This is a genomic window from Streptomyces mutabilis, from assembly GCF_014649815.1.
GTDB lineage: Bacteria > Actinomycetota > Actinomycetes > Streptomycetales > Streptomycetaceae > Streptomyces > Streptomyces mutabilis.
This window is the reverse complement of the sequence record NZ_BMTT01000009.1, coordinates 117,013-137,972: the sequence shown is the minus strand read 5'-3', so window position 1 is coordinate 137,972 and position 20,960 is coordinate 117,013. Positions and strand designations below refer to the sequence as shown.

At 73.5% G+C, this 20,960-nt stretch carries 16 protein-coding genes and 1 tRNA gene; 10 read left to right on the top strand and 7 right to left on the bottom strand.

Annotation, left to right across the window (positions count from 1 at the left end; translation table 11 throughout):
- The first annotated feature begins 386 nt into the window (after window positions 1-386).
- Together IE142_RS19905 and IE142_RS19900 are read left to right on the top strand one after the other, a co-directional pair.
- The gene (locus tag IE142_RS19905; RefSeq protein WP_191886999.1) at window positions 387-1,052 is read left to right on the top strand and encodes a bifunctional DNA primase/polymerase; all 666 of its coding nucleotides are present in this window, start codon (window positions 387-389) and stop codon (window positions 1,050-1,052) included.
- Between the two features lie 55 nt (window positions 1,053-1,107).
- Window positions 1,108-1,848: a hypothetical protein gene (locus IE142_RS19900; protein WP_306432577.1), complete on the top strand. Its 741-nt coding sequence runs from the start codon at window positions 1,108-1,110 to the stop codon at window positions 1,846-1,848.
- A 365-nt stretch (window positions 1,849-2,213) separates the two neighbouring features.
- Here IE142_RS19900 and IE142_RS19895 read toward each other — a convergent pair whose 3' ends face one another.
- From IE142_RS19895 to IE142_RS19885, 3 genes are all read right to left on the bottom strand, one after another.
- A complete protein-coding gene (locus IE142_RS19895) occupies window positions 2,214-3,203 on the bottom strand; it encodes a DUF5926 family protein (protein WP_191886998.1) in 990 nt (329 codons plus the stop codon).
- A 518-nt stretch (window positions 3,204-3,721) separates the two neighbouring features.
- Window positions 3,722-4,273 (bottom strand): ATP-binding protein, encoded by a 552-nt coding sequence (locus tag IE142_RS19890; protein ID WP_306432576.1) that lies wholly within the window; start codon window positions 4,271-4,273, stop codon window positions 3,722-3,724.
- 215 nt (window positions 4,274-4,488) lie between these two features.
- A complete protein-coding gene (locus IE142_RS19885) occupies window positions 4,489-5,316 on the bottom strand; it encodes a glycerophosphodiester phosphodiesterase (RefSeq protein WP_191886996.1) in 828 nt (275 codons plus the stop codon).
- A gap of 303 nt (window positions 5,317-5,619) precedes the next feature.
- Between IE142_RS19885 and IE142_RS19880 the strand changes: the two genes are divergently transcribed.
- The 4 genes from IE142_RS19880 to IE142_RS19865 all read left to right on the top strand — a co-directional run bounded on the left by IE142_RS19880 (window position 5,620) and on the right by IE142_RS19865 (window position 9,235).
- The gene (locus IE142_RS19880; RefSeq protein WP_191886995.1) at window positions 5,620-7,161 is read left to right on the top strand and encodes a S1C family serine protease; all 1,542 of its coding nucleotides are present in this window, start codon (window positions 5,620-5,622) and stop codon (window positions 7,159-7,161) included.
- A 62-nt stretch (window positions 7,162-7,223) separates the two neighbouring features.
- Window positions 7,224-7,311: transfer RNA gene (locus IE142_RS19875), tRNA-Ser, on the top strand.
- 424 nt (window positions 7,312-7,735) lie between these two features.
- Window positions 7,736-8,155 (top strand): hypothetical protein, encoded by a 420-nt coding sequence (locus IE142_RS19870; RefSeq protein WP_229830700.1) that lies wholly within the window; start codon window positions 7,736-7,738, stop codon window positions 8,153-8,155.
- A 57-nt stretch (window positions 8,156-8,212) separates the two neighbouring features.
- A complete protein-coding gene (locus tag IE142_RS19865; RefSeq protein ID WP_191886994.1) occupies window positions 8,213-9,235 on the top strand; it encodes a DUF4232 domain-containing protein in 1,023 nt (340 codons plus the stop codon).
- Here IE142_RS19865 and IE142_RS19860 read toward each other — a convergent pair.
- Both IE142_RS19860 and IE142_RS19855 read right to left on the bottom strand, forming a co-directional pair.
- Window positions 9,223-9,681 (bottom strand): hypothetical protein, encoded by a 459-nt coding sequence (locus IE142_RS19860; RefSeq protein WP_191886993.1) that lies wholly within the window; start codon window positions 9,679-9,681, stop codon window positions 9,223-9,225. The two genes, IE142_RS19865 and IE142_RS19860, sit on opposite strands and share 13 nt — an antisense overlap.
- Before the next feature lie 89 nt (window positions 9,682-9,770).
- Window positions 9,771-10,643: a bifunctional DNA primase/polymerase gene (locus tag IE142_RS19855; RefSeq protein ID WP_191886992.1), complete on the bottom strand. Its 873-nt coding sequence runs from the start codon at window positions 10,641-10,643 to the stop codon at window positions 9,771-9,773.
- 404 nt (window positions 10,644-11,047) lie between these two features.
- On the opposite strand from IE142_RS19855, the gene IE142_RS19850 reads away from it, so the two are divergent.
- The 3 genes from IE142_RS19850 (at window position 11,048) to IE142_RS19840 (ending at window position 14,235) form a co-directional block, all read left to right on the top strand.
- Window positions 11,048-11,374, top strand: a complete 327-nt coding sequence (locus IE142_RS19850) for a hypothetical protein (protein ID WP_191886991.1) — start codon at window positions 11,048-11,050, stop codon at window positions 11,372-11,374.
- A 361-nt stretch (window positions 11,375-11,735) separates the two neighbouring features.
- Entirely contained in the window at window positions 11,736-12,332 is a 597-nt protein-coding gene (locus tag IE142_RS19845; protein ID WP_191886990.1) for a SigE family RNA polymerase sigma factor, read from the top strand.
- A gap of 226 nt (window positions 12,333-12,558) precedes the next feature.
- Window positions 12,559-14,235, top strand: coding sequence for a long-chain fatty acid--CoA ligase (locus tag IE142_RS19840; protein WP_191886989.1), 1,677 nt, complete (start codon window positions 12,559-12,561; stop codon window positions 14,233-14,235).
- A 104-nt stretch (window positions 14,236-14,339) separates the two neighbouring features.
- On the opposite strand, the gene IE142_RS19835 is transcribed toward IE142_RS19840, so the two are convergent.
- Window positions 14,340-15,569, bottom strand: coding sequence for an MFS transporter (locus tag IE142_RS19835; protein ID WP_191886988.1), 1,230 nt, complete (start codon window positions 15,567-15,569; stop codon window positions 14,340-14,342).
- Window positions 15,570-15,708: 139 nt separating this feature from the next.
- On the opposite strand from IE142_RS19835, the gene IE142_RS19830 reads away from it, so the two are divergent.
- Entirely contained in the window at window positions 15,709-16,287 is a 579-nt protein-coding gene (locus tag IE142_RS19830; protein ID WP_191886987.1) for a TetR/AcrR family transcriptional regulator, read from the top strand.
- A gap of 41 nt (window positions 16,288-16,328) precedes the next feature.
- On the opposite strand, the gene IE142_RS19825 is transcribed toward IE142_RS19830, so the two are convergent.
- Window positions 16,329-20,912, bottom strand: a complete 4,584-nt coding sequence (locus IE142_RS19825) for a hybrid sensor histidine kinase/response regulator (RefSeq protein ID WP_191886986.1) — start codon at window positions 20,910-20,912, stop codon at window positions 16,329-16,331.
- Between the last annotated feature and the right edge of the window lie 48 nt (window positions 20,913-20,960).

Below are 20,960 nucleotides of genomic sequence, written 5' to 3'. Positions count from 1 at the left end.
CGTGATGGGTACGTACTCGGAGAAGGCCAGGGGCGGTTGGGGACCACCCGGAACCTGGCGGCGGACCCGGGCGTCCTATCCACCGACGACCGTGCCCCATCCTCCCGTGGCGGAGGCGGAGAGAAATACGCGCGACGGCAAAACGCCAGACTTCGCCACCCCCGCGCCACGCCCATGCTTTTGATGGACGCAGTGCGGACGAACCGTCCCGGACGCAGTCAGAGATCGGCCCACAGGGCTTCTCCTTGCCCTCGGCGGGGACGTCGTCGGCGGAAGGGCCCTCGGCAGAGGTGTGATGCGCCACCAGCTACGCACAGCGAAGAGATCGACACATGGTGATGTGACCACGGTGTTGCCAGGCGTGCAACGGAAAGGAACGAGCGCTCATGCGCGAGATCCTCGGAAGGCGACGCAGGCTCTTGTCCCAGCACGACGACGGACGGCCTGAGCTCATCGGCGCGGCCCTGACCTACGCGACGCAATGGCAGTGGCCCGTACTCCCGGGCGTGGCGGCGGACCCGCGGGCGCGGTCGCGCTGCGGCTGTCCCGACCCCGAGTGCACGGTGCCGGGCGCGCATCCCTTCGATCCCGGCCTCCTCGCGGCCACCACCGACGCGCGCATGGTGCGCTGGTGGTGGACCAACCGGCCCACCGCGCCGATCGTCCTGGCCACCGGGGGCAGCGCCCCGTGCGCCGTCTCCCTGCCCGCCCTGCCGGCCGCCCGCGCGCTCGCCGCGCTCGACCGCGCGGGTATGCGGCTCGGCCCGGTCGTCGCCTCGCCCACCCGCTGGTCGCTGCTGGTCCGGCCGTACTCCATGGAGCAACTGGGCGAGCTGCTGTTCGCCAAGGACTTCGTGCCCGGCTCCCTGCGGTTCCACGGTGAGGGCGGCTACATCGCGCTGCCCCCGTCGGAGACCGGCCGGGGCACACTGCGCTGGGAGCGGGCGCCGCTGCCGGGCTCCGCCTCGCCCTGGGTGCCCGACGTGGAGGCCGTGGTGGACGCGGTGGTCGACGCCCTCACTCGTACGGGTGTGAGCGCGCCCGAGTTGTAGGGGCGTCCGGCGCGCGCGAAAGTGCGCGCCCGTCCGCCGTCGTTATCGTCCGCCCATGCCGCTTCATGCAGGGGAGCACCGCGTCGCCCGGCACCACCGCGTCGCCCGGCACCACCGCGTCGCCCGGCACCACCGCGTCGCCGGGCAGCGCCGTGCGGCCGGCCGGCACCGCGTGTGGCCGCGCCGGGGCGGGCCGGACCGCCGGTGGGTACGGCTGTACGGCCTCGTCGGTCTCGTGGTGTGCGCGGTCGTGCTGCCGTTCGCCGTGGCGTCCGCGGGGCCCTCGGGTGACGGGGAGGAGACGACCGTGGCCGCGACCCTCCTCTCCCGGGGTGATGACGGCAAGGCGCCCGGAGCGGCGGGAGGCGCCGGTCGGGCATGGTCCGGGGCTGCCGCCCGCTCCCCGCTGCCGGCCGGACCGGCCACCGCCGTGCGCTGCGGTCCCCAACTCACCTCTCCTGAGGGCATCGAGGCCCAGACCTGCGTCCTCGCCCAGGCCACCGGGGCCGGCACGGAAACCTGGGCGCGGACCTACTACCGCAACGCGACCGGTGATCCGCTGGACGCCGTACTGAGCCTCCTGGGGCCCGAGGGGCGCAGCGTGCGGATGCGCTGCGCGATCGGCGCCGAGGACGCACCGGGAAGCTGCGAGACGCCGAGGGAGCCGGTGCGCGGCGGGCCGGCGGCCTACACCGCGGTCGTGGAGTTCGCGGGCAGGGCCGGGTACGGGCCGCTGCTGCTGCGCGCCGGGAGCAACCGTGGCGACGGAGGTGCCGAAAGCGGCGGCGGTGCGTAGGGCGGTGGCGAGCGCGGTGGCGGTGCCGGTGGCGAGGGGAGCGACGCGAGCAGCGAGGCCGTCGGTGGCGGTCGCGGTGGCAGCAGGGCGGGCAACTCGACGGCGCAAACGGGGAGTTGACGGGCGGTCGCGGTGCGTGTGCGGCCGGGCGCATGGAAAGACCCGGTTGCTGGCGACGGGGGATGCACCAGCAACCGGGCTACTCGAACGGTAACAAGAGATCGGCGGTTAGCAAATTCGATCTCTTGTTTTCCGGTCACCGACTGGCGTGTCCGAGCTGGCGGTTGTGACCGGGGTCACGCGTCTGTGCGACCGGGGGCCCGGCTGACCGGTCGGTCGGCCGGTGCCCGCTTCCGCGGCGCGGATCAGCTGAGGGTGACCTGCCGGTTGGTCAGGCCGCCGCGCGCCCGGCGCTCGTCGGGGGTGAGCGGGGCGTCCGTCGCCAGGGCCTCGGCGAGACGCTCGGCGAACTCGGCCGCGGGCTTCTCGACGTCCTGCGCGGTGATCTCGCTCGGCAGGTCCCACACCGGCACGGTGAGCCCGTGCGCCCGGAAGGAGCCGACGAGGCGGGTGCCCTCGCCGAGCGACGACCGGCCCGCCGCGTGCAGCCGGGCCAGAGCGTCCAGAAGCCGCTCCTCCTCGTGCGGCATGACCCAACGCAGGTGGTTCTTCTCCGGCGTCTCGCACCAGTAGGCGAAGTCCACGCCCTGGAGCCGGACGGTCGGGATCGCCGCGGCGTTGGCCCGCTCCAGGGACGCCGTCACCTCCGGAGTGGCGTTCTCCGGGTCCGGGACCCAGAACTCGAAGCCCGCGTGCACCTCGGGCCGGAACGCGCCCTCGGGAGCGAGCAGGTCCTGCAGCCGGGGCCCGTCGGCCGGCGCGCGGCGGCCCTGAACCGGGGTGCCCGGCTGGGCGTTCAGCGCCCGCTGGAGGGTGTCGGCGAGGTCGCGGCTGATGTCACCGGAGGCGGTGTCGTTCTGCAGGCCGAGCAGGACGGAGCCGTCGTCGCGGCGCAGGGCGGGCCAGGCCATCGGCAGCACCGTGGCCAGTGTGACGGACGGGACGCCTTCGGGCAGGCCGTCCTTCAGCGTGAGTTCGGCCGTGGCCGCCGGAACCAGCTCGCGCAGGGCCACCCAGTCGCACTCGCCGGACAGCCCCTCGAACGGGCGCTGCACCAGTGTGGTCGTGGCTTGTGCGGCGGCACGGCCGTGACAGGCCTTGTAGCGGCGGCCGCTGCCGCACGGGCAGGGTTCGCGGGCGCCGACCACCGGGACGTTCCCGTCAGTGCCTGCGGCGCGGGCACCATCGGTGAACTGCGGCCGCTTGGCCTTCGTCTGGGGTCGCTTCTTGGCCATCGTGGGTGTCTCCCGGTTGCGGCTCAATCTCGTACGGGCGCGAGCCTAGCCGCTCCCACTCCGGCCGACGGGACCCTGTGGACAACGGGCCGTCTGTGGACAACGGGCCGTCTGTGGACGACGGACCGTCTGTGGACGACGGACCGTCTGTGGACGACGGGTCGCCTGTGGACGACGGTCGCCGGTGGGACGTCTTCCCGTCGGTCGGCGGTTACGGTCGGATCGGCGGGGACCACACGGCACATGGGTCGACCGACGCTGTCGCCGCGCCGCACGCGGGCCGACCCCGCCCCCTTCACCCCGGCGGACGTCGGGCGACCTCCGCCCGCCGGCACGCGGGTCGGGCTGGGACGCGTCGCGCCACGCACGACGCGGACCGCCGGTCGACCCGCGCCACGCACGACGCGGACCGACGGGACGATCCGCGCCACGGACCGAGCGGGACCGTCGGGTCGCCCGTGCCACGCACGACCCGCGCCACGCACGACCCGCGCCACGCACTGAGCGGGGCCGCCGAGTCACCCCACGTCGTCGAAGGCCTCCGCGAAGTCCAGCCCGGGGATCTCCGACACCGCCGGTGCCGAGATCCGCGTGGCGAAGTCGTCCCGACGGTGCCCGGCGTCCGGGGCGTGCACGTCGTCGTGGACGACGACCCAGACCGTGACCTCTCCGCGGGCGTCGTCCCGTACGCCCCAGTCGTCGGCGAGCGCGGTGATGATGTTCAGCCCGCGGCCGCCGTGCGCGGTGACCGAGGGGGTCGCCGGCGCAGGTCGGGTCGGCCCGCCGCCGTCCGTGACCTCCACGACGAGCCGCCCGGCCGCGTCCACCCGCCACGCGGCGCGGACGTCTCCGTCTCCGGCCAGCGCGTCGCCCAGCGGACGACCGTGCTTGCACGCGTTGCTCAAAAGCTCCGAAAGAACCAGTACGGCATCGTCGATGACCGATTCCGCCACACCGCCGCCGCGCAACTGCTCACGCATCCGGCGCCGTGCCTTCCCCACGCCCGCAGGGCCATGGGGAACGGCCATGCTCGACGACGTGGGCACCTCCTGTGCCACCACCAACGCCACCCCCGAGACCTCCTTCGCCCCACGCCACGGTGTGGATGCCCTTCTGGCCTGAACCGGAAACCGGCCCGTCCCCGTCCAGTGACGCATTCGACACGGTCGAACACATACCGAACGCGCCGGAGCACTCCCCGTAGCCATGTGGCTGGATTTCGTCGGTGTGGCCGAGACCGGAGAATGGGGCAACCAGCCCGCCGGGTCAAGGCCTCCGGACGAATTCAGCGGCCGAGGTGGTCCAGTACCGCTCGCGGCCGGTTGGTGATGATGGCGTCGACTCCCAGGCCGGCGCAGAGGTCGACGTCCTCGGTCTCGTTCACCGTCCACACGTGCACCTGGTGGCCGGCTCGCTTCAGGCGCTCGACGTAGGCGGGGTGGTTGCGCACGATCCGGATCGAGGGGCCCGCGATCCGGACACCGGCCGGCAGTCGGCCGTCGCGCAGCCGGGGCGAGACGAACTGCATCAGGTAGACCGTCGGCAGGGTCGGCGACGCGGCCCGCACCCGGAGCAGCGAGCGGGCCGAAAAGCTCATCACGCGCACCGGGGAGTCGGCGGCCGAGGCGGGGGCGTCGAGTCCGAACCGCTTCAGTAGCACCAGCAGCCGCTCCTCCACCTGGCCCGCCCAGCGCGTGGGGTGCTTGGTCTCGATCGCCAGCTCCACCCGCCGCCCCGCGTCGGATACCAGCTGGAGCAGCCGCTCCAGGGTCAGTACGGAGGTCTCCTCCCGGTCCTCGGGCCGGTGCTCCCAGTCGGGTTGCTCGTCGCGCGTCCGCCAGAACTCCCGGGTCCGGCGGGCACCGAAGTCCAGGGCGGCCAGGTCGGCGAGCTCCAGCGCCGACACCGCGCCGCGGCCGTTGGACGTACGGTTGACGCGCCAGTCGTGCACGCAGACCAGGTGGCCGTCCGCGGTCAGGCGCACATCGCACTCGAGGGCGTCCGCTCCGTCCTCGATCGCCTTCCGGTACGCGGCCAGCGTGTGCTCGGGAGCGTCCTCGGAGGCGCCACGGTGGGCGACGACCTGAATCCGGTGCTGTCGTGCGTGGGTCACCGCGTCATGGTGCCACCGCGTGCGGGTAGCCGTGCCATCGGAGTCGTCGGCGGCCATCGTCGATACGTCTGTTTAGTCTTGGATATCCCATGTAAGGGCTGTCCGTGGACCCACAGCAACCGCTTATGGTGCTCTGACGGCCCGTGGGAAAAGCTGATGGCATACGAAACCACTGCACATCGGCGCCGCGCCGTCGTGGAGCACCGCGTGAGCGTGGCCGAGACCGGCCGATGTGACGGGACAGCCCGTGGACCGGGAAGTACCCGTGGACCCGAAGACAGCCTTGGAACGAGGAGAGAAGCTGTGAGCACCGAGAACGAGGGCACCGCGGTACCCCCGGCCCCGTCCGCGCCTCCAGTGCCGGTGGACTCTCCCGCAGCCTCCCCCCAGCCGGCCGTGCCGCACCCGGACAACCAGCCGCCGTCGCAGTCCCCCACACCCACGGGACCGCAGCAGCACGACCACGCGCCCGCTGCGGCACCCGGCGCCCAGGCACCCGGCTCGCCTCATCAGTCCCCCGCTCCGGCTCCCCATGACCCGGCGGCATTCCAGGAGTCCGGCGCGGCGCACAGCGCCCCGGACGCCTCCTGGCCGCCGCCCCCGCCGCCGGGCACCCCGTCGTACGGCGGAGGAGGCGGTGACGGATACGGCGGTGGTGGCGGTGGCGGTGGCGGCTACGGCGGTGGCGGCTGGGGCGCGTCGTACCAGCCACCCGCGCCGAAGGCGGGCCGAGGCCGCGGCGGCCTGGTCGCCGGGCTCCTGATCGCCGCGCTGGTGGCGGGCGGCCTGGGCGGCGGCCTCGGCTACACCCTGGCCGAGAACAACGACGAGACCGGCTCCACCACGGTCTCCGCCTCCGACACCGGAGGTTCCGTCAAGCGCGACGCGGGCACCGTCGCGGGCGTTGCCGCCGAGGCGCTGCCCAGCACGGTCACCATCCAGGCCGAGGGCAGCAACGGCGAGGGCGGCACCGGCACCGGGTTCGTCTTCGACAAGCAGGGCCACATCGTCACCAACAATCACGTGGTGGCCGAAGCGGTCGACGGAGGCAAGCTCAGCGCGACCTTCCCGAACGGCAAGAAGTACGAAGCCCGCGTGGTCGGCCACGCCCAGGGCTACGACGTGGCGGTCATCAAGCTGGAGAACGCCCCCTCGGACCTCAAGCCGCTCCCCCTCGGCAACTCCGACAAGGTGGCGGTCGGCGACTCCACGATCGCCATCGGCGCCCCCTTCGGCCTGTCCAACACGGTGACCACCGGCATCATCAGCGCCAAGAACCGCCCCGTGGCCTCCAGCGACGGCAGCGGCAGCAGCAAGGCCTCCTACATGAGCGCCCTGCAGACCGACGCGTCGATCAACCCGGGCAACTCCGGCGGCCCCCTCCTCGACGCGCAGGGCAACGTCATCGGCATCAACTCCGCCATCCAGTCCACGAGCAACGGCGGCTTCGGCACCGGCCAGGCCGGTTCGATCGGCCTGGGCTTCGCCATCCCCATCAACCAGGCCGAGTTCGTCGCCAAGCAGCTGATCAAGACCGGAAAGCCGGTGTACGCCAAGATCGGCGCCTCCGTCTCCCTGGAGGAGACGACGAACGGCGCCAAGCTCACCGAGCAGGGCGTGAACGGCTCCGAGCCCGTCGAACCGGGCGGCCCCGCCGCCGACGCCGGCCTCAAGCCCGGCGACGTCATCACCAAGCTCGACGACCGCGTGATCGACAGCGGCCCGACCCTCATCGGCGAGATCTGGACCCACAAGCCCGGCGACGAGGTCACGGTCACCTACGAACGCGGCGGCAAGGAGCACACCACCGGACTCACCCTGGGCTCCAAGCTCGGCGACGACTGAGCGCACCCCGACGCACCGACCCGCTACCCTGGTCCCCGTGCCGCCGATCACGAGCGGCACGGGGTGGGTTGCCCGAGCGGCCTAAGGGAACGGTCTTGAAAACCGTCGTGGCGCAAGTCACCGTGGGTTCAAATCCCACACCCACCGCCAGCAGTCACAGACCTGGCAGGTACAAGGGGTGCGGCTCTCCGGAGCGGCACCCCTTTCGCGTACCTGGTGCACATGCCGCGACAGGCGAGGACGACGTATCTGGCATGGCGCTAAGGTCGTTGGCATGGGGGAACGGCGGACGCGTACGAAGACGTGTTGGCAGTGCCATCGACAGCTGGGCGAGCGCCGATGGAGGCGCCCGAAGCGGTTCTGCCGCCGGTGGCACCAGGTGCGGTACTGGGTGGAGGAACTCGTCGGTTTCGTCGCCGGTTAGTCGGCCCGTCGGCCGCGTCCGGACGGCGTACGGGGTGCATTGCCGGGCGGGGGTGGGACGGCTGCCCGTCTGAGGTGGAGGTACGCGTACTCGGGCGGCGTGAGTATGTGCGCTCTGGTCGGCCGTGCGGTGCGTCGGGACGCTTGGCGCATGGAACGAGGAATGGAACAGCGGCAGGCGAAGGCCGTCCACCAAGTGGTGTCGGGTCTGCTCGCGGCCGGCCTGACGTCGGCGTTGTGGGCCGCCTGGTTGGGGTGGGATCAGAAGCGTGACGTGCACGCCGACGGGACGACGACCGGGCCTTACGAGGCGTGGCAGGTGGCCGGGCTCGTACTGAGCCTCCTGGTGCCGGTGTGCTGGATGGTGGTCCGGCGCCATGTCGTGGGTGCTGTGCTCGGCGTGACGGTCGGCCTGACGGTTTCCGCCTACTACGACTGGTCGGACGACGCGAGCGGGCTCTTCGGGGTCGGTGTCGGGTTGGTCATGGTGGGCGGCTTCGTGGGGAGCGCCGTGGTGGCGGCCCTGGTCGTACTGGTGAGGCCAGGAGGGCGTGCTGTGACAGGGATGTGACCGGAGGTGTGGCTTCCGCCACGGTCGGGAACGGGGTCCGGCTGGTGGAGTGGGGCGATGCGTATCCCTCAGCTCCGCATGCCGCTCGCGGTCTCCGGTGCTCTCGTCGCCAGTCTCCTGCTCGGTGCCTGTGGCACCCGGACCGCCGGGTCGGAAGCTGGGGGAGCCGGTGAGCCGACGGCTTCGTGCGGGGCGTCCGACACCTACGGGGCGAGTGACGGTGACGGGCGTGCGCAGGGGCAGATGGAGGGTCGAGAGCAGGGGCAAGAGCAGAGGCAGGAGCGGGATGGGGTGCGGATCGTCGGGATGGTCGCAGGGGCCGGTTTCCGTTCGGGTTCGGGTTCACCGGGTTCCTCCTGCGTGGTCGCCTACTCCGTGACCAACCAGGAGGCCGAGCCCTTCACGTACACCATCACCTTCTCTTTCGTGGACGACCAGGGGCGGGTGTTGTCGGCCGACGAGGAGACGGTGGCGTCCGTGGGGGCGGGGCGGACCGTGCGGCGCACTCTGGAGGCTGTGGGGTACGGGGGCGGCGGTCAGCCTCTGGATCCCGAGCACGTGCGGATCACCGACGTGAAGTCGGTGCCCTCCGACCAGGCGCCGGCGTCCGCCGGTTCCTGTCCGTCGTCCGGACTGCGGCTCACCGCCGACGACGGTGACGCGGCCATGGGGCTGCGTGTGGTGGGGCTGCACCTGGAGAACTGCGGCAGTCGCCCGTACTCCCTGGAGGGATATCCGGTGCTCCAACTGCTCGATGACGAGCTTGAGCCCGTCGAGGGGATCGACATCCTGCGTGGTGTCGGAGGCATTCCCATGGCGGGCGAGGGGAGCGGGCCGCCCCGGCCGGTGACGCTGCGGCCGGGCGAGTCCGCCGGGGCGACCCTGGCGTGGCGCAACACGACCCAGTTCGGTGAGGCGGTGACCGTGCCGTACGTCAGGGTTCGGGCCGAGTCCGGTTCCGACCCCGTGGTCATCGCGCCGAACCTCGACCTCGGCACCACCGGCGAACTCGGGGTCGACCCCTGGGAGAAGGAGACGGAAGAGGCCGCGACCGGGCCGGTCCGGCCTCAGAGTTCGTAGTCCCGGGCCAGGGCCGCCCAGTCGACGTCCCGCAGGGCGGGGTCCGCGTCGTGGGCGCTCGGCACCTGCGGGGCCGGCTGGAACCAGACGACGGTCAGTCCGGAGCGGTGGAGCACCGGGTCGTTGGCCGGGTCGAGCGCCGTGGAGGAGAAGAGCCCGACGCAGCCCACCCGCGGCAGCAACTCCACCGGGCCGAAGGAGCCCGCGTACTGGTCGGGGTACTCGCGCCGCGGCGGCACCAGGTGTACTGGGGTCGTGGGGGACATCCGCTCGGCGGTGTGCAGGAGAGCCTTGACGCGCATCTCGTTGACGGGCCGGCACGGGTAGCCCTCCAGGAGACCGCCGTACGTCGACGTCAGGCGCAGTTCGGCCAGGTCGACGCTGCGGCCGGAGGACAGGACGATCCGGGTCAGCGACATGGTCGGCACTCTAGGGCGGTCGTGCATGAGGGGCTTTCGGTTTTCCGTGCCGGGTAGGCCGATGGGCGGCCGATGGGCGGCCGGTGGGGTGGCGGGGGGCGCGGGGCGGGAGGCGGTCAGGAGCGGTGGCCCTTCATGCGGGCCGCGGACGCGATCGTGGCGCGGGCCTCGCGTTCGGACAGGCCGGTGTTGAGGGCCGCCTCGACCAAGGGGTCGACCAGAGCGGCCCCCATGCCGTCCTCGTAGGCGCGGCAGGCCGCCCAGAACAGGCGGGTGTTGCGCTGGCCCTCATGGGCGGCGAGGACGAACTGGACGAGTCCCTGGCCGTGCGCGTCGGTCGTGGCACGGCCGGGAGCGGCCCGGTGCGGGCTGGGTGGCGGGAGCAGCAGGCGCAGCAGCGCGGGCGGGCAGGTTGCGGGGGCGAGGTGGGCCGTGCCGGGCGCCGCGGCGTACGCGCCGTGGCGGGTGCGGGAGCCCGGGCCGACCAGGTAGCCGCCGGCGCCTCGGATGTCGATGCCGGGGGCGAGGCGGCCGGCCGAGTTGGGGACGACGACGTCGGGCGGGCCGCTCAGCCACAGGTGGCGGCCTCCGCTCGGGGTGAGGACGACGACTGTGGGCGGGATCGTGAACAGGTGGCGCAGGGCCAGTTCGCGCAGGGCGGCCGAGGAGTCCGTCTCCGACTTCGTGTCCAGGTCGAGGCCGATGAGGTGGTGCGGGGGCAGGCCGCAGGCGATGCCGTAGCCGGTGGCCCAGGGGGCGGCGGCGAACAACTCGCGGATGCGGGCCGGGTCGGTGGAGGCGTCGTAGACCCCGTGGCCGAGGCGGCCGCACTCGCCGTGGCAGGGGGCCGGGGCCGGGTCGTCGCGGTGGGGGGATCGGAGGGCCGGGAGCTTCGTCCGGGACAGGGGGATGACGGCCAGACCGCGTTCGGCGGCTGACAGGGCGTGTGCGAGGGCCAGCGTCGTGGCCTGCCGGTCGGTGGTGGCCATGACCCTATGTTCGTACTAACGTTCGAAAAAGGGAAGGGTGGTCGCGCACGACACGCCGGTGAGGGGTGGGGGGGCGAGAAAGTGCTGGAACGCTTCACCCCTTGCGGCGCTTGGGGTCGAGCCGTCCGCACTGCCCTTACCTGGGGCGGAAGGGAAGTGTAGGGGTTTATCGACTTGTCATCACGCTTGAGAGCGAATGAGGTCTTCCGGGGTGGTTTGCCGGGGTTCGGTGGGCAACTCTGATCACGCGACGTCGTGCACAGCTTCGAGGCGGTCGGCCAACTGCCTCGGCAAAGGTCAGAGTTCGGAACCGCTTCACGCAACTTCACGCAGGTTCAGACAGCTTCACGTACTCCTCGCGCCTTCGGCTGGTAGCCGGTGCGCACTTGTTCTGGAGGAACAACATGGCAAGCATCCGTACCGCCCGCGTCGTCGCCGCCGTCGCCGCTCTCCCGCTCGCCGCCGCTCTCTTCGGCGGCATCGCGACGGCGGGCAACGGAGCCTTCGCGGACGACGGATCGAACGCGACCGCCTCACAGGCCTACGCCGGCATCCTCGGCAGCGGCGTCGGCGACGACAACAACGGCAACTCGTCCACCACGCAGCAGCAGGCGGTCGGCTCGGGGGCCTCGAACCAGAGCAACACCGCGCAGGTCGACGGTTCCGCGTTCACCGCGATCAACCAGGGCAACAAGAACGTGGCCGTCAGCTTCTCCCCGCTGTGGTGGTGAGCTGAGGGGCCGGGGCGCGGGCGCGCTCCCGCGCCCCGGCCCCTCAGTAGCCGTGCGGGTGTGCTTCATGGGGTCGCAAGGCGTCTGGGCGGCGGTGAACCGGTCACTCCGGTACCGCCGTCCAGGCGTTTTCGCGTACGGCGGCCGGGCCCGTCGGGGGCGGGGCCCACTTGGAAGCGGGGGGTCCCCGCGCCCGGCGCCCGTGGCCCCGGTGACCCCCAGGGGTGAACCCGCAGTTTCCCTCCTCCCCTCGTCCACCTACAGGAGGTGCAGCCGGCACCACCCCTACAACCTGAGGCGGACGCTGCTTCGGGACCTGCGGCCGATCCGCCGGGCACCCCCTCGCTCATAGCGTTGAGCCATGACCGCACCCGTCTGCACCAGCGCTCCGAACGCCGCCACCGCCGTGGCCCCGGGCAAGGTCCCGGCCAGGGCCACAGCAAGGACGCAGACCTTCCCGTACCCGTCGTTCTCGTCGTACGTGAAGGCCCGCCAGCCGGTGCTGCTGCGTACCGCCCGGTCGCTCACCGCGAACCCGAGCGACGCGGAGGACCTGCTGCAGACCGCCCTCACCAAGACCTACGTGGCATGGGAGCGCATCGAGGACCACCGCGCCCTCGACGGCTATGTGCGCCGGGCACTGGTGAACACCCGGACGTCGCAGTGGCGCAAGCGCAAGGTCGACGAGTTCGCCTGCGACGAGTTGCCCGAACCGGAGCCCGTGCCCGCCGGCGACGACCCGGCCGAGCGCCAGGCGCTGCACGACGCGATGTGGCGGGCGATCATGAAGCTGCCCGCCCGGCAGCGTGCGATGGTCGTCCTCAGGTACTACGAGGACCTCAGCGAGGCCCAGACGGCCGACGTGCTCGGCGTTTCCGTGGGCACGGTGAAGTCGGCTGTGTCCCGGGCGCTCGGCAAGCTGCGCGAGGATCCAGAGCTGGTGTTCGTCCGGTCGTGAGCCGGTGTTCGCCCGGTTCCGCGCCGGTGTCCGCCCGGTCCCGCGCCAGGATCGGCCCGGTCTCGCGCCAGGGTTTTGCCCGGTTCTGAGCCGGTGTGCGGACCGCCGCCGGAGGCTTCCGTCGGGACACGGCGGAGCCGTCCCGCACTGATCGATCAGCCTGGAGTAGTGACATACCGCGTGGTATGTGCGCAGAATCAGCGCAACCCTTACCGCCGCGTAGGCAATGTCGCCCCGGGAGGACACCGTGCTGAGCACGATGCAGGACGTACCGCTGCTGATTTCGAGGATCCTGACCCACGGGTCGATGATCCACGGCAGCTCGCAGGTGACCACCTGGACCGGTGGGGACGAGCCGCACCGCCGCTCCTTCGCCGAGATCGGCGTCCGCGCCGCCCAGCTGGCGCACGCCCTGCGCGAGGGCCTCGCCGTCGGCGACGACGAGCGCGTGGCGACCCTCATGTGGAACAACGCCGAGCACGTCGAGGCATACTTCGCGATCCCCTCCATGGGCGCGGTCCTGCACACCCTCAATCTCCGCCTCCCTCCCGAGCAGCTGGCCTGGATCGTGAACCACGCGGCCGACCGCGTCGTGATCGCCAACGGCTCCCTGCTCCCCCTGCTCGCCCCGCTGCTCCCACACCTGAAGACGGTCGAGCACGTCGTCGTCACCGGCCCCGGCGACCGCGCCCTGCTGGCCGGTGCGTCAGTCCAGGTGCACGAGTACGAGGACCTGATCGCCGGTAAGCCGACGGCGTACGACTGGCCCGAGCTGGACGAGCGGGCCGCCGCCGCCATGTGCTACACCTCCGGCACCACGGGCGACCCCAAGGGTGTCGTCTACAGTCACCGCTCCATCTACCTGCACTCCATGCAGGTCAACATGGCGCAGTCGATGGGCCTGACCGACGAGGACACCACGCTGGTCGTGGTCCCGCAGTTCCACGTCAACGCCTGGGGGCTGCCGCACGCCACCTTCATGACCGGCGTGAACATGCTGATGCCGGACCGCTTCCTCCAGCCGGCCCCGCTCGCCGAGATGATCGAGGGCGAGCGGCCGACCCACGCCGCCGCCGTCCCCACCATCTGGCAGGGGTTGCTCGCCGAGCTGACCGCCGAGCCCAGGGACGTCTCCTCCCTCACCCAGGTGACCATCGGCGGCTCCGCGTGTCCGCCCTCCCTGATGGAGGCGTTCGACGCGCTCGGCATGCGGGTCTCCCACGCCTGGGGCATGACGGAGACCTCCCCGCTCGGCACCGTCGCCCGGCCGCCGGCCCACGCGATCGGCACGGAGCAGGAGTTCGCCTACCGCCTCACCCAGGGCCGCTTCCCGGCCGGCGTCGAGGCCCGCCTCACCGGTCCCGGCGGCGAGCGCCTGCCCTGGGACGGGGAGTCCGCCGGTGAGCTGGAGGTGCGCGGCAACTGGATCGCCGGCGCGTACTACAACGGCCCCGGCGCCGACCCGCTGCGTCCCGACGACAAGTTCAGCGAGGACGGCTGGCTGAAGACCGGCGACGTCGGCACCATCTCCCCCGACGGCTTCCTCACCCTCACCGACCGCGCCAAGGACGTCATCAAGTCCGGCGGCGAGTGGATCTCCTCCGTGGAGCTGGAGAACGCCCTGATGGCCCACCCCGATGTCGCCGAGGCCGCCGTGGTCGCCGTCCCGGACGACAAGTGGGGCGAGCGCCCCCTGGCCACCGTCGTCCTCAAGGAGGGCGCGAGCGTCGGCTTCGAGGAACTCCGGGCCTTCCTCGCCGAGGACGGCAAGATCGCCAAGTGGCAGCTCCCGGAGCGCTGGACGGTGATCGACGCGGTTCCGAAGACGAGCGTCGGCAAGTTCGACAAGAAGGTGCTGCGCAGGCAGTACGCCGACGGCGGGCTGGACGTCACCCGGCTCTGACCACCGCGGACGCCCCACACACCGGGCGGGAGCCTCACTGCCCCGCCCGGAATCCGCCCTCACCGCGCCCGCCTCACGCCCTCACCGCGTCCCCGGCACCACCCTCACCGCTTCCGCCGCACGGCCGTCGCCGTCCACCCCAGCACCAGCCACGCCCCCGCCACCGCGCAGACCCCGCTCCAGCCCCAGTGGCCGTACGCGGGCCCGGCGAGGGCGGAGGCGAGCGCGCCGCCCGCGAAGCCGGACACGACGTACGCCGTGTTGGCGGTGGCCGGGGCGGAGGTGGTGGTCAGGGCGAGGGTCTGGTTGGCGACGTGGGAGGCGACCAGCGCGGCGTGCACCAGGACCGCCGCCGCGCACAGGGCCGCCATCACCTGCCCGCCCAGCCAGAACAGCGGCACCGACACCGCGGCGACCAGATACGCGGACCGCACGACCTTGGCGGCCCCGAACCGGTCGACCAGGCCACCCGCGAGCGGCGCGACGACGCTCGCGGCGAGCCCGAAGAGGCCGAACAGCCCGGCCGCGGCGGTGGTCATGCCGTACCCGTCGTCCGCGGCCAGGAGCAGCGCCAGCGAGGTCCACAGGGCACTCCACGCGCCGTACATCCCCGCCTGGCGCACGCACGCGCGCCACAGGTCCGGCGAGTGGCGCACCACTCCGGGCAGCGCGGCCAGGCCCGCGAACAGCGAGCCCGGCCGACGGCGCCGCTCCACGGGCAGGATGTACGCGGTGGCCAGTCCCAGTACGGCGGTCAGGACGGCCGCCCCCACGAACACCGAGCGCCAGCCGAAGGCCTGGCCGGCCAGCCCGCCCAGCACCCGGGCCGCGACGACGCCGGCGAACAGGCCCGCGACGACGGCCGCGACATGACGGGCCCGCCGGTCCGCGGGGGCGCGCTCGGCGACCAGGGGGACCAGGAGCTGCGGCACGACGGTGGCCGCCGAGGCGACCAGGACGGTCGCCGCGAGCGTGCCGGTCCCGGCCGACGCGGCGCCGGCGACCAGTGCGGCCGCCGCGACCAGGGCGAGGACGGCGACCAGGCGGCGCCGGTTCACGCTGTCCCCGAGCGGGGCGAAGAACAGCAGCCCGGCGGCGTACCCCAGCTGCGCGACGGAGGCGAGCCAGGCCACCGCCGAGGGAGTGGAGCCGAAGTCATGGGCGATGAGGGGGAGCAGCGGTGCCGCGAGGTAGATGTTGGCGGCCGTGACCGCGGTGCAGACGGCGATCAGGGGGAGGAAGAGACGGGAGGCGCGGGCGGACGGCCCCCCGGGCGCGCCGCGGAGCGCGCTCCGCGGTGTGTTCCGGGCGGCCGCTGACGGTGACGACGACATGAGCGGAGCGACTCCTTCGAGTGCGCGCGAAGCAGCAACTAACTGGTTGGTTGGAAATAACCCGGGGAGTCTGCTCAGCATTCCCGCCCGCTGTCAACCAAACAGTTGGTTACCGGGCTCGTCCAGCTACCCTGTCCTCATGGCAGCAAGGGACCCCGAGGCCACCAAGGCCCGGATCTTCGAGGCGGCGGTCGCCGAGTTCGCCCGCCACGGCATCGCCGGCGCGCGCATCGACCGCATCGCGGCCGAGGCCAAGGCCAACAAGCAGCTGATCTACGCCTACTACGGCAACAAGGCCGAGCTGTTCGCGTCCGTGCTCGAGAAGAAGATGCTCGACCTCGCGATCTCCGTCCCCGTCGACCCGGACGACGTCGAGGGCTGGGTCGACCGTCTGCTGGACTACCACGCCGCCCACCCCGAGCTGCTGCGCCTCCTCTTCTGGGAGGGCATGGAGTACGGCTCCGCCGAGCTGCCCCACGAGACCGAGCGCCAGGCCCACTACGCCCGCAAGGTCGCCGCCGTACGGGACGGGCAGGAGCGCGGTGCGGTCACCGACGCGATTCCGGCGCCCGACCTCCTGTACCTGCTGGTCGCGATGGCCAACTGGGCGTCGGTGATGCCCCAGATGAAACGCATCCTGGTCGGCGGCGAGGACACCGACGCCGACCGCCTGCGCGCCTCGATCAAGAAGGCGGCCCGCCTGATCGTCGACGGGTAGGGCGGCACCCGCGCGGCCCTCGGACCGCCCGGTACCGCGCCTCAGTTGGTCCCGATGCGCGAGAGCAGCTCGACGATCCGAACCTGCACCTCGCCGCTGGTGGAGCGCTCGGCCAGGAACAGCACCGTCTCGCCCGAGGCCAGCCGCGGCAGGTCGGCCTGGTCGACGGCGGCGGTGTAGACGACGAGCGGCGTGCGGTTGAGCTGCCCGTTCGCGCGCAGCCAGTCGATGATCCCGGCGTGCCCCTCCCGGCGCCGCTCGATCTGCATCAGGTCCATCACGACCAGGTTGGGCCGGAACTGCGCGGCCAGTGTCACCGCGTCGGCGTCGCTCGCCGCCCGCGCCACCTGCATCCCGCGCCGCTCCAGCGTCGAGGTCAGCGCCAGCGCGATCTCCGCGTGCTCCTCGATCAGCAGGACGCGCGGCGGGTGCTGCTCGCTGTCGCGCGGCGCGAGCGCCTTCAGCAGTACGGCTGGATCGGCGCCGTAGGCGGCGTCGCGCGAGGCCTGTCCGAGCCCGGCCGTGACCAGCACCGGCACCTCGGCCGCCACCGCCGCCTGGCGCAGCGACTGGAGCGCCGTGCGGGTGATGGGACCGGTCAGCGGGTCCACGAACAGCGCGGCGGGGAACGCCGCGATCTGGGCGTCGACCTCCTCGCGCGAGTTCACGATCACCGGCCGGTAACCCCGGTCGCTGAGCGCCTGCTGCGTGGACACGTCCGGTGCGGGCCACACCAGCAGCCGGCGCGGGTTGTCCAACGGCTCCGGCGGCAGCTCGTCGTCCATCGGCTGCGGACGCGGCGGGTCGGCGACCTCCACGGCGCCGCCGGGACCGTCCAGCGGTTCGGGTCCCTCGGCGGCGTTACGGTCCGGGGCGCCTATGGCGTACGACCGCCCGGCGCCCTCCGTCCCCGGCATCCGCCGCGGCTGACCACCGGTCAGGGACGGTTGCTGCCCCTGGGACTGGGGCTGGCCCGTGCCCTGGGTCTGACCCGCGCCCCGGGTGTGGTTCTGAGCCTGCGGTTGGGGCTGGGGCTGGGGCTGGGGCTGGGGCTGCGGTCGGTTCGGCGGCTGCGCGGCGGCAGGCTGATCGGCCGGCGGGTGCGGGCGGGCCGACTGGTCCGCGCGCGCGGTGGCCGGGTCGGGCGGCGTACCCAGTTTGCGGCGCCGGCCCGAACCGCCCGGCTGCTGCGGGAGGGGGGTGGCCGTGGGCTGCTGCACCTGGGCCGCCTGCCGGTTGAACGGCACGCCCTGGCCCAGCGTCCGCACGCTGATCGCCCGCCCCTGGGTCGAGTTCGGGTCGGCGGGGGCGGACGCCTCGGCGGGCAGCGGTTGCGCCGCACGCGGGGCGGGAGCGTTCTCGGGCGGCAGCGGCGTGCCCTGGCTGGGCGTGGTCGCGGGGATGCCCTGCGGGGGTGTCCGGGCCGGGGGCGGGGCGGGGGGCCCCGGCGCGGGCGTCGGCGCGGGGCCGGTGACGCCGTCGGGCGGTGCGGGGGTTTCCGAGCCCGGCGCGGCGGTGGGCGGTGCGGGGGTGTCCGGGGTCGCCGCGGTCGCGTTCGTACCGGCGCCCGGCACGTCCGTGGCGGCAGCGGGCCAGGGCTGCTGCGCGGGCTGACCGGGGACGGGCTGACCGGTTGCGGCCCGGGCGCCGTCGGCGGTCGCGGCGGCGGGGTGCGGCACCCCGGGGTGGGCGGCGGCCGGTGCCGCCCCCGGTGAGTTCGCGGCGGACACCTGCCGACCGGCGGTGCTCTGCGGAGGAACGGGCGCTCCGGGCACGGGTGCCGACGGGGCCGGACCACCCTGCGCCGGCGCCGGGGAGGCTGCTTCGGCCTGCTGGGTGCTCCCGGCACGGCGCCGTCGTCCCGTGGGCGCTTCGGCGGGGTGCGGCTGCGGCGGGGTGTGGTCGGCGGTCTGGGCGTGCGGTACGGCGTCGTGCCGGCCGTCGTCGACGAGGGCGTCGCCGGGAGCGGCCGGTCCGGGCAGATGTCCGGGCCCCCCTCCGTGTCCCGGGCCTTGTCCCTGTCCCTGGGGCGCCGGGGACGTCACGGCCGCGGCCGTGGTCCCACCGGCGGACTCCGCCGGCTCCGCCGCCCCCTCCGGCTGCGCCGCGGCGTCGGACGGCCGGTCCGCGTCGGCGGGCGGCAGGGCGAACACCTGACGCGGTGCAGCCTCCTGCGCGGCGGCGCGCTCGTTCGCGGAGGCGAGGGCGCGGCGCCTGCGTCCCGTCGGCCGGTCCTCGCCGACCGGGTCCGCCTCGTCGGCCTGGGCGGGCAGGGCCGGGGGCAGCGCCTGCTGTGCGGCACCGTCCCGCCGGGCACGCCGGCCGGTCGGCGCGGGAACGCCCTGCGGCGGTACGGTCCCGCCCAGACCGGTGTTGGAGGCCGCGGCACCGCCGCCGTGTTCGCCGGCCATGACGACGGCGCCCTCGGACACGCCGGCGGGCGGCACCGCCTGGTGCGCGACTTCGACGCCGGCACCCACGTCCTCCGCCGGGCGACCGCGCCGACGGCCGGTGCCGCCGGACCCCTCGCCCGGAGCGGCCTGCGCGGGAACCGGAAGCGGTGCGGACGCCTGGACGCCCTGCTCCTGAACGGTCCGCTCCGGTGCGGCCGGCCCCTCGGGCGACCGGGGAGCCGCCCCCAGTTCCGGGGCCGGTGCCGCACGCCGCCTGCGCCGTCCCGTCGGTGCGGCCGAGGGGCCCTCGGCACCGGCCCCGCCGGCGTCCTCGCCCGCCGCGCCCGCGACCTCGCTCTCCAGGAACGCGTCGACGGACGCCCGCCGGGCGCGTCGCCGCCCGCCACCGACGGCCGTTTCCGCACCGGCCGGTGCGCCGGCCGCGTCCGTGGCACCCGCGTCCGCGGCACCCGCGTCCGCGGCACCCGCGTTCCCGGCACCCTGCGCCGACGCCGGAACCAACGCCTGGGCCGACTCCGGTGCCGGAGCCCGGCCCGTGACGGCCCCCGCCCCGCCCCCGATCGGCACCTCCAGCACGTACGCGCTGCCGCTCATCCCCGGCACCTCGTGCGTCTGGAGCACGCCACCGTGCGCCCGCACGATCCCGCGCACGATCGGCTCGTGCACCGGGTCTCCCCCGGCGTACGGCCCGCGCACCTCGATGCGCACGACCTCGCCGCGCTGTGCCGCCGCGACCACGACGGTGTTGTCCAGGTAGCCGCCGGTCGCCGACACGGGCGAGTTGCCGGTGGCGTCGACGCCCGCCACGTCCGCGACGAGATGCGCGAGGGCGATCGCGAGCAGCCGGTGGTCGACCTCGGCCTCGATGGGCGGCGCGTGCACCGCGAACTGCACCCGCCCCGGCCCGATCAGCTCCACGGCCCCGTCGACACCGGACGCGACGACGGCGTCCAGCATCACCTTCGTACGGGTGACGTCCTCGTTGCCGACGTCGAGGCGCTGGTAGCCGAGGACGTTGTCGATGAGGGTGGTGATGCGCGAGTAACCGGCCGACAGGTGGTGCAGCACCTGGTTGGCCTCGGGCCACAACTGCCCGGCGTCGTCCGCGGCCAGGGCGGCCAGCTCCTGGCGCAGTTCGTCCAGGGGGCCGCGCAGGGAGCCGCCGAGAAGGGTGAGGAGCTGTTCGTGCCGGGCGGCGAGCGCCTCGAAGCGGTCCTTCTCCCGCTCACCGAGCGCGGCGTAGCGGTCCGCGTCCGCGGCGGTCTCCTCCGCGTGCTTCTCCCGCAGCTCCTCCAGCTCACCCGCGTGCTCCTGGCGCAGGGCGGTCAGCTCGGCGGCGTGCTCCTCGGCGAGCCGCTCCAGCTCCTCGGCGTGCCGCCGCTCCGCCTCTTCGTGCTCCTTGACCAGCGCGTCGTACGGGCGCCGGTCGGTGAAGGTCATCACGGCGCCGACCAGCTGGTCGCCGTCGCGCACGGGCGCGGTCGTCAGGTCGACCGGCACCTGGTCGCCGCTCTTGGAGAACAGCACCTGCCCGCGCACCCGGTGCTTGCGTCCGGAGCGCAGGGTGTCGGCGAGCGGGGACTCGTCGTACGGGAAGGGGGAGCCGTCGGCCCGCGAGTGCAGGACGAGGGTGTGCAGCTCGCGCCCGCCGAGGTCGCTGGCGCGGTAACCCAGTATCTGGGCGGCGGCCGGGTTGACGAGGACGATCCGCCCCTCGGTGTCGGTGCCGACGACACCCTCCGCGGCGGCCCGCAGGATCATCTCGGTCTGCCGCTGCGAACGGGCCAGTTCGGCCTCGGTGTCGACGGTGCCGGAGAGGTCGCGGACGACGAGCATCAGCAGTTCGTCGGCGGTGTAGCCGTAGTTGTCGTAGGCCTGCTGGCCGGTCTCCAGGTTGGCGCTGGTGACCTCGACCGGGAATTCGGAGCCGTCGGTGCGCCGGGCGACCATGCGCGTGGGCTTGGTTCGCGCCCGCGGGTCGATGTGGTCCGGGCGCCGCATCGACCCGGGGATGAGCCGCGAGTCGAACTCGGGCAGCAGATCGAGCAGCCCGCGCCCGACCAGCGCCGTGCCCGGGGCCTCGAACGCCTCCAGGGCGATGGTGTTGGCGTTGACGACGGTGCCGTTGGCGTTGACCAGGACCAACGCGTCGGGCAGCGCGTCCAGTATGGCTGCGAGGCGAGCAGCGCCTCGGGATGGCCTGCTGCTCACGAGACGCTTCCCTCCTGTTACCGCACTTGCCGACCGCCCGGGCCATCT

What these genes read in the sequence shown, in the direction of transcription:
- IE142_RS19860 (WP_191886993.1), bottom strand. Translation starts at nt 9,681, where the DNA reads ATGCACGACCGCCCTAGAGTGCCGACCATGTCGCTGACCCGGATCGTC.
- IE142_RS19850 (WP_191886991.1), top strand. Translation starts at nt 11,048, where the DNA reads ATGGCAAGCATCCGTACCGCCCGCGTCGTCGCCGCCGTCGCCGCTCTC.
- IE142_RS19905 (WP_191886999.1), top strand. Translation starts at nt 387, where the DNA reads ATGCGCGAGATCCTCGGAAGGCGACGCAGGCTCTTGTCCCAGCACGAC.
- IE142_RS19845 (WP_191886990.1), top strand. Translation starts at nt 11,736, where the DNA reads ATGACCGCACCCGTCTGCACCAGCGCTCCGAACGCCGCCACCGCCGTG.
- IE142_RS19835 (WP_191886988.1), bottom strand. Translation starts at nt 15,569, where the DNA reads ATGTCGTCGTCACCGTCAGCGGCCGCCCGGAACACACCGCGGAGCGCG.
- IE142_RS19830 (WP_191886987.1), top strand. Translation starts at nt 15,709, where the DNA reads ATGGCAGCAAGGGACCCCGAGGCCACCAAGGCCCGGATCTTCGAGGCG.
- IE142_RS19895 (WP_191886998.1), bottom strand. Translation starts at nt 3,203, where the DNA reads ATGGCCAAGAAGCGACCCCAGACGAAGGCCAAGCGGCCGCAGTTCACC.
- IE142_RS19855 (WP_191886992.1), bottom strand. Translation starts at nt 10,643, where the DNA reads ATGGCCACCACCGACCGGCAGGCCACGACGCTGGCCCTCGCACACGCC.
- IE142_RS19900 (WP_306432577.1), top strand. Translation starts at nt 1,108, where the DNA reads ATGCCGCTTCATGCAGGGGAGCACCGCGTCGCCCGGCACCACCGCGTC.
- IE142_RS19865 (WP_191886994.1), top strand. Translation starts at nt 8,213, where the DNA reads ATGCGTATCCCTCAGCTCCGCATGCCGCTCGCGGTCTCCGGTGCTCTC.
- IE142_RS19870 (WP_229830700.1), top strand. Translation starts at nt 7,736, where the DNA reads ATGGAACGAGGAATGGAACAGCGGCAGGCGAAGGCCGTCCACCAAGTG.
- IE142_RS19840 (WP_191886989.1), top strand. Translation starts at nt 12,559, where the DNA reads ATGTCGCCCCGGGAGGACACCGTGCTGAGCACGATGCAGGACGTACCG.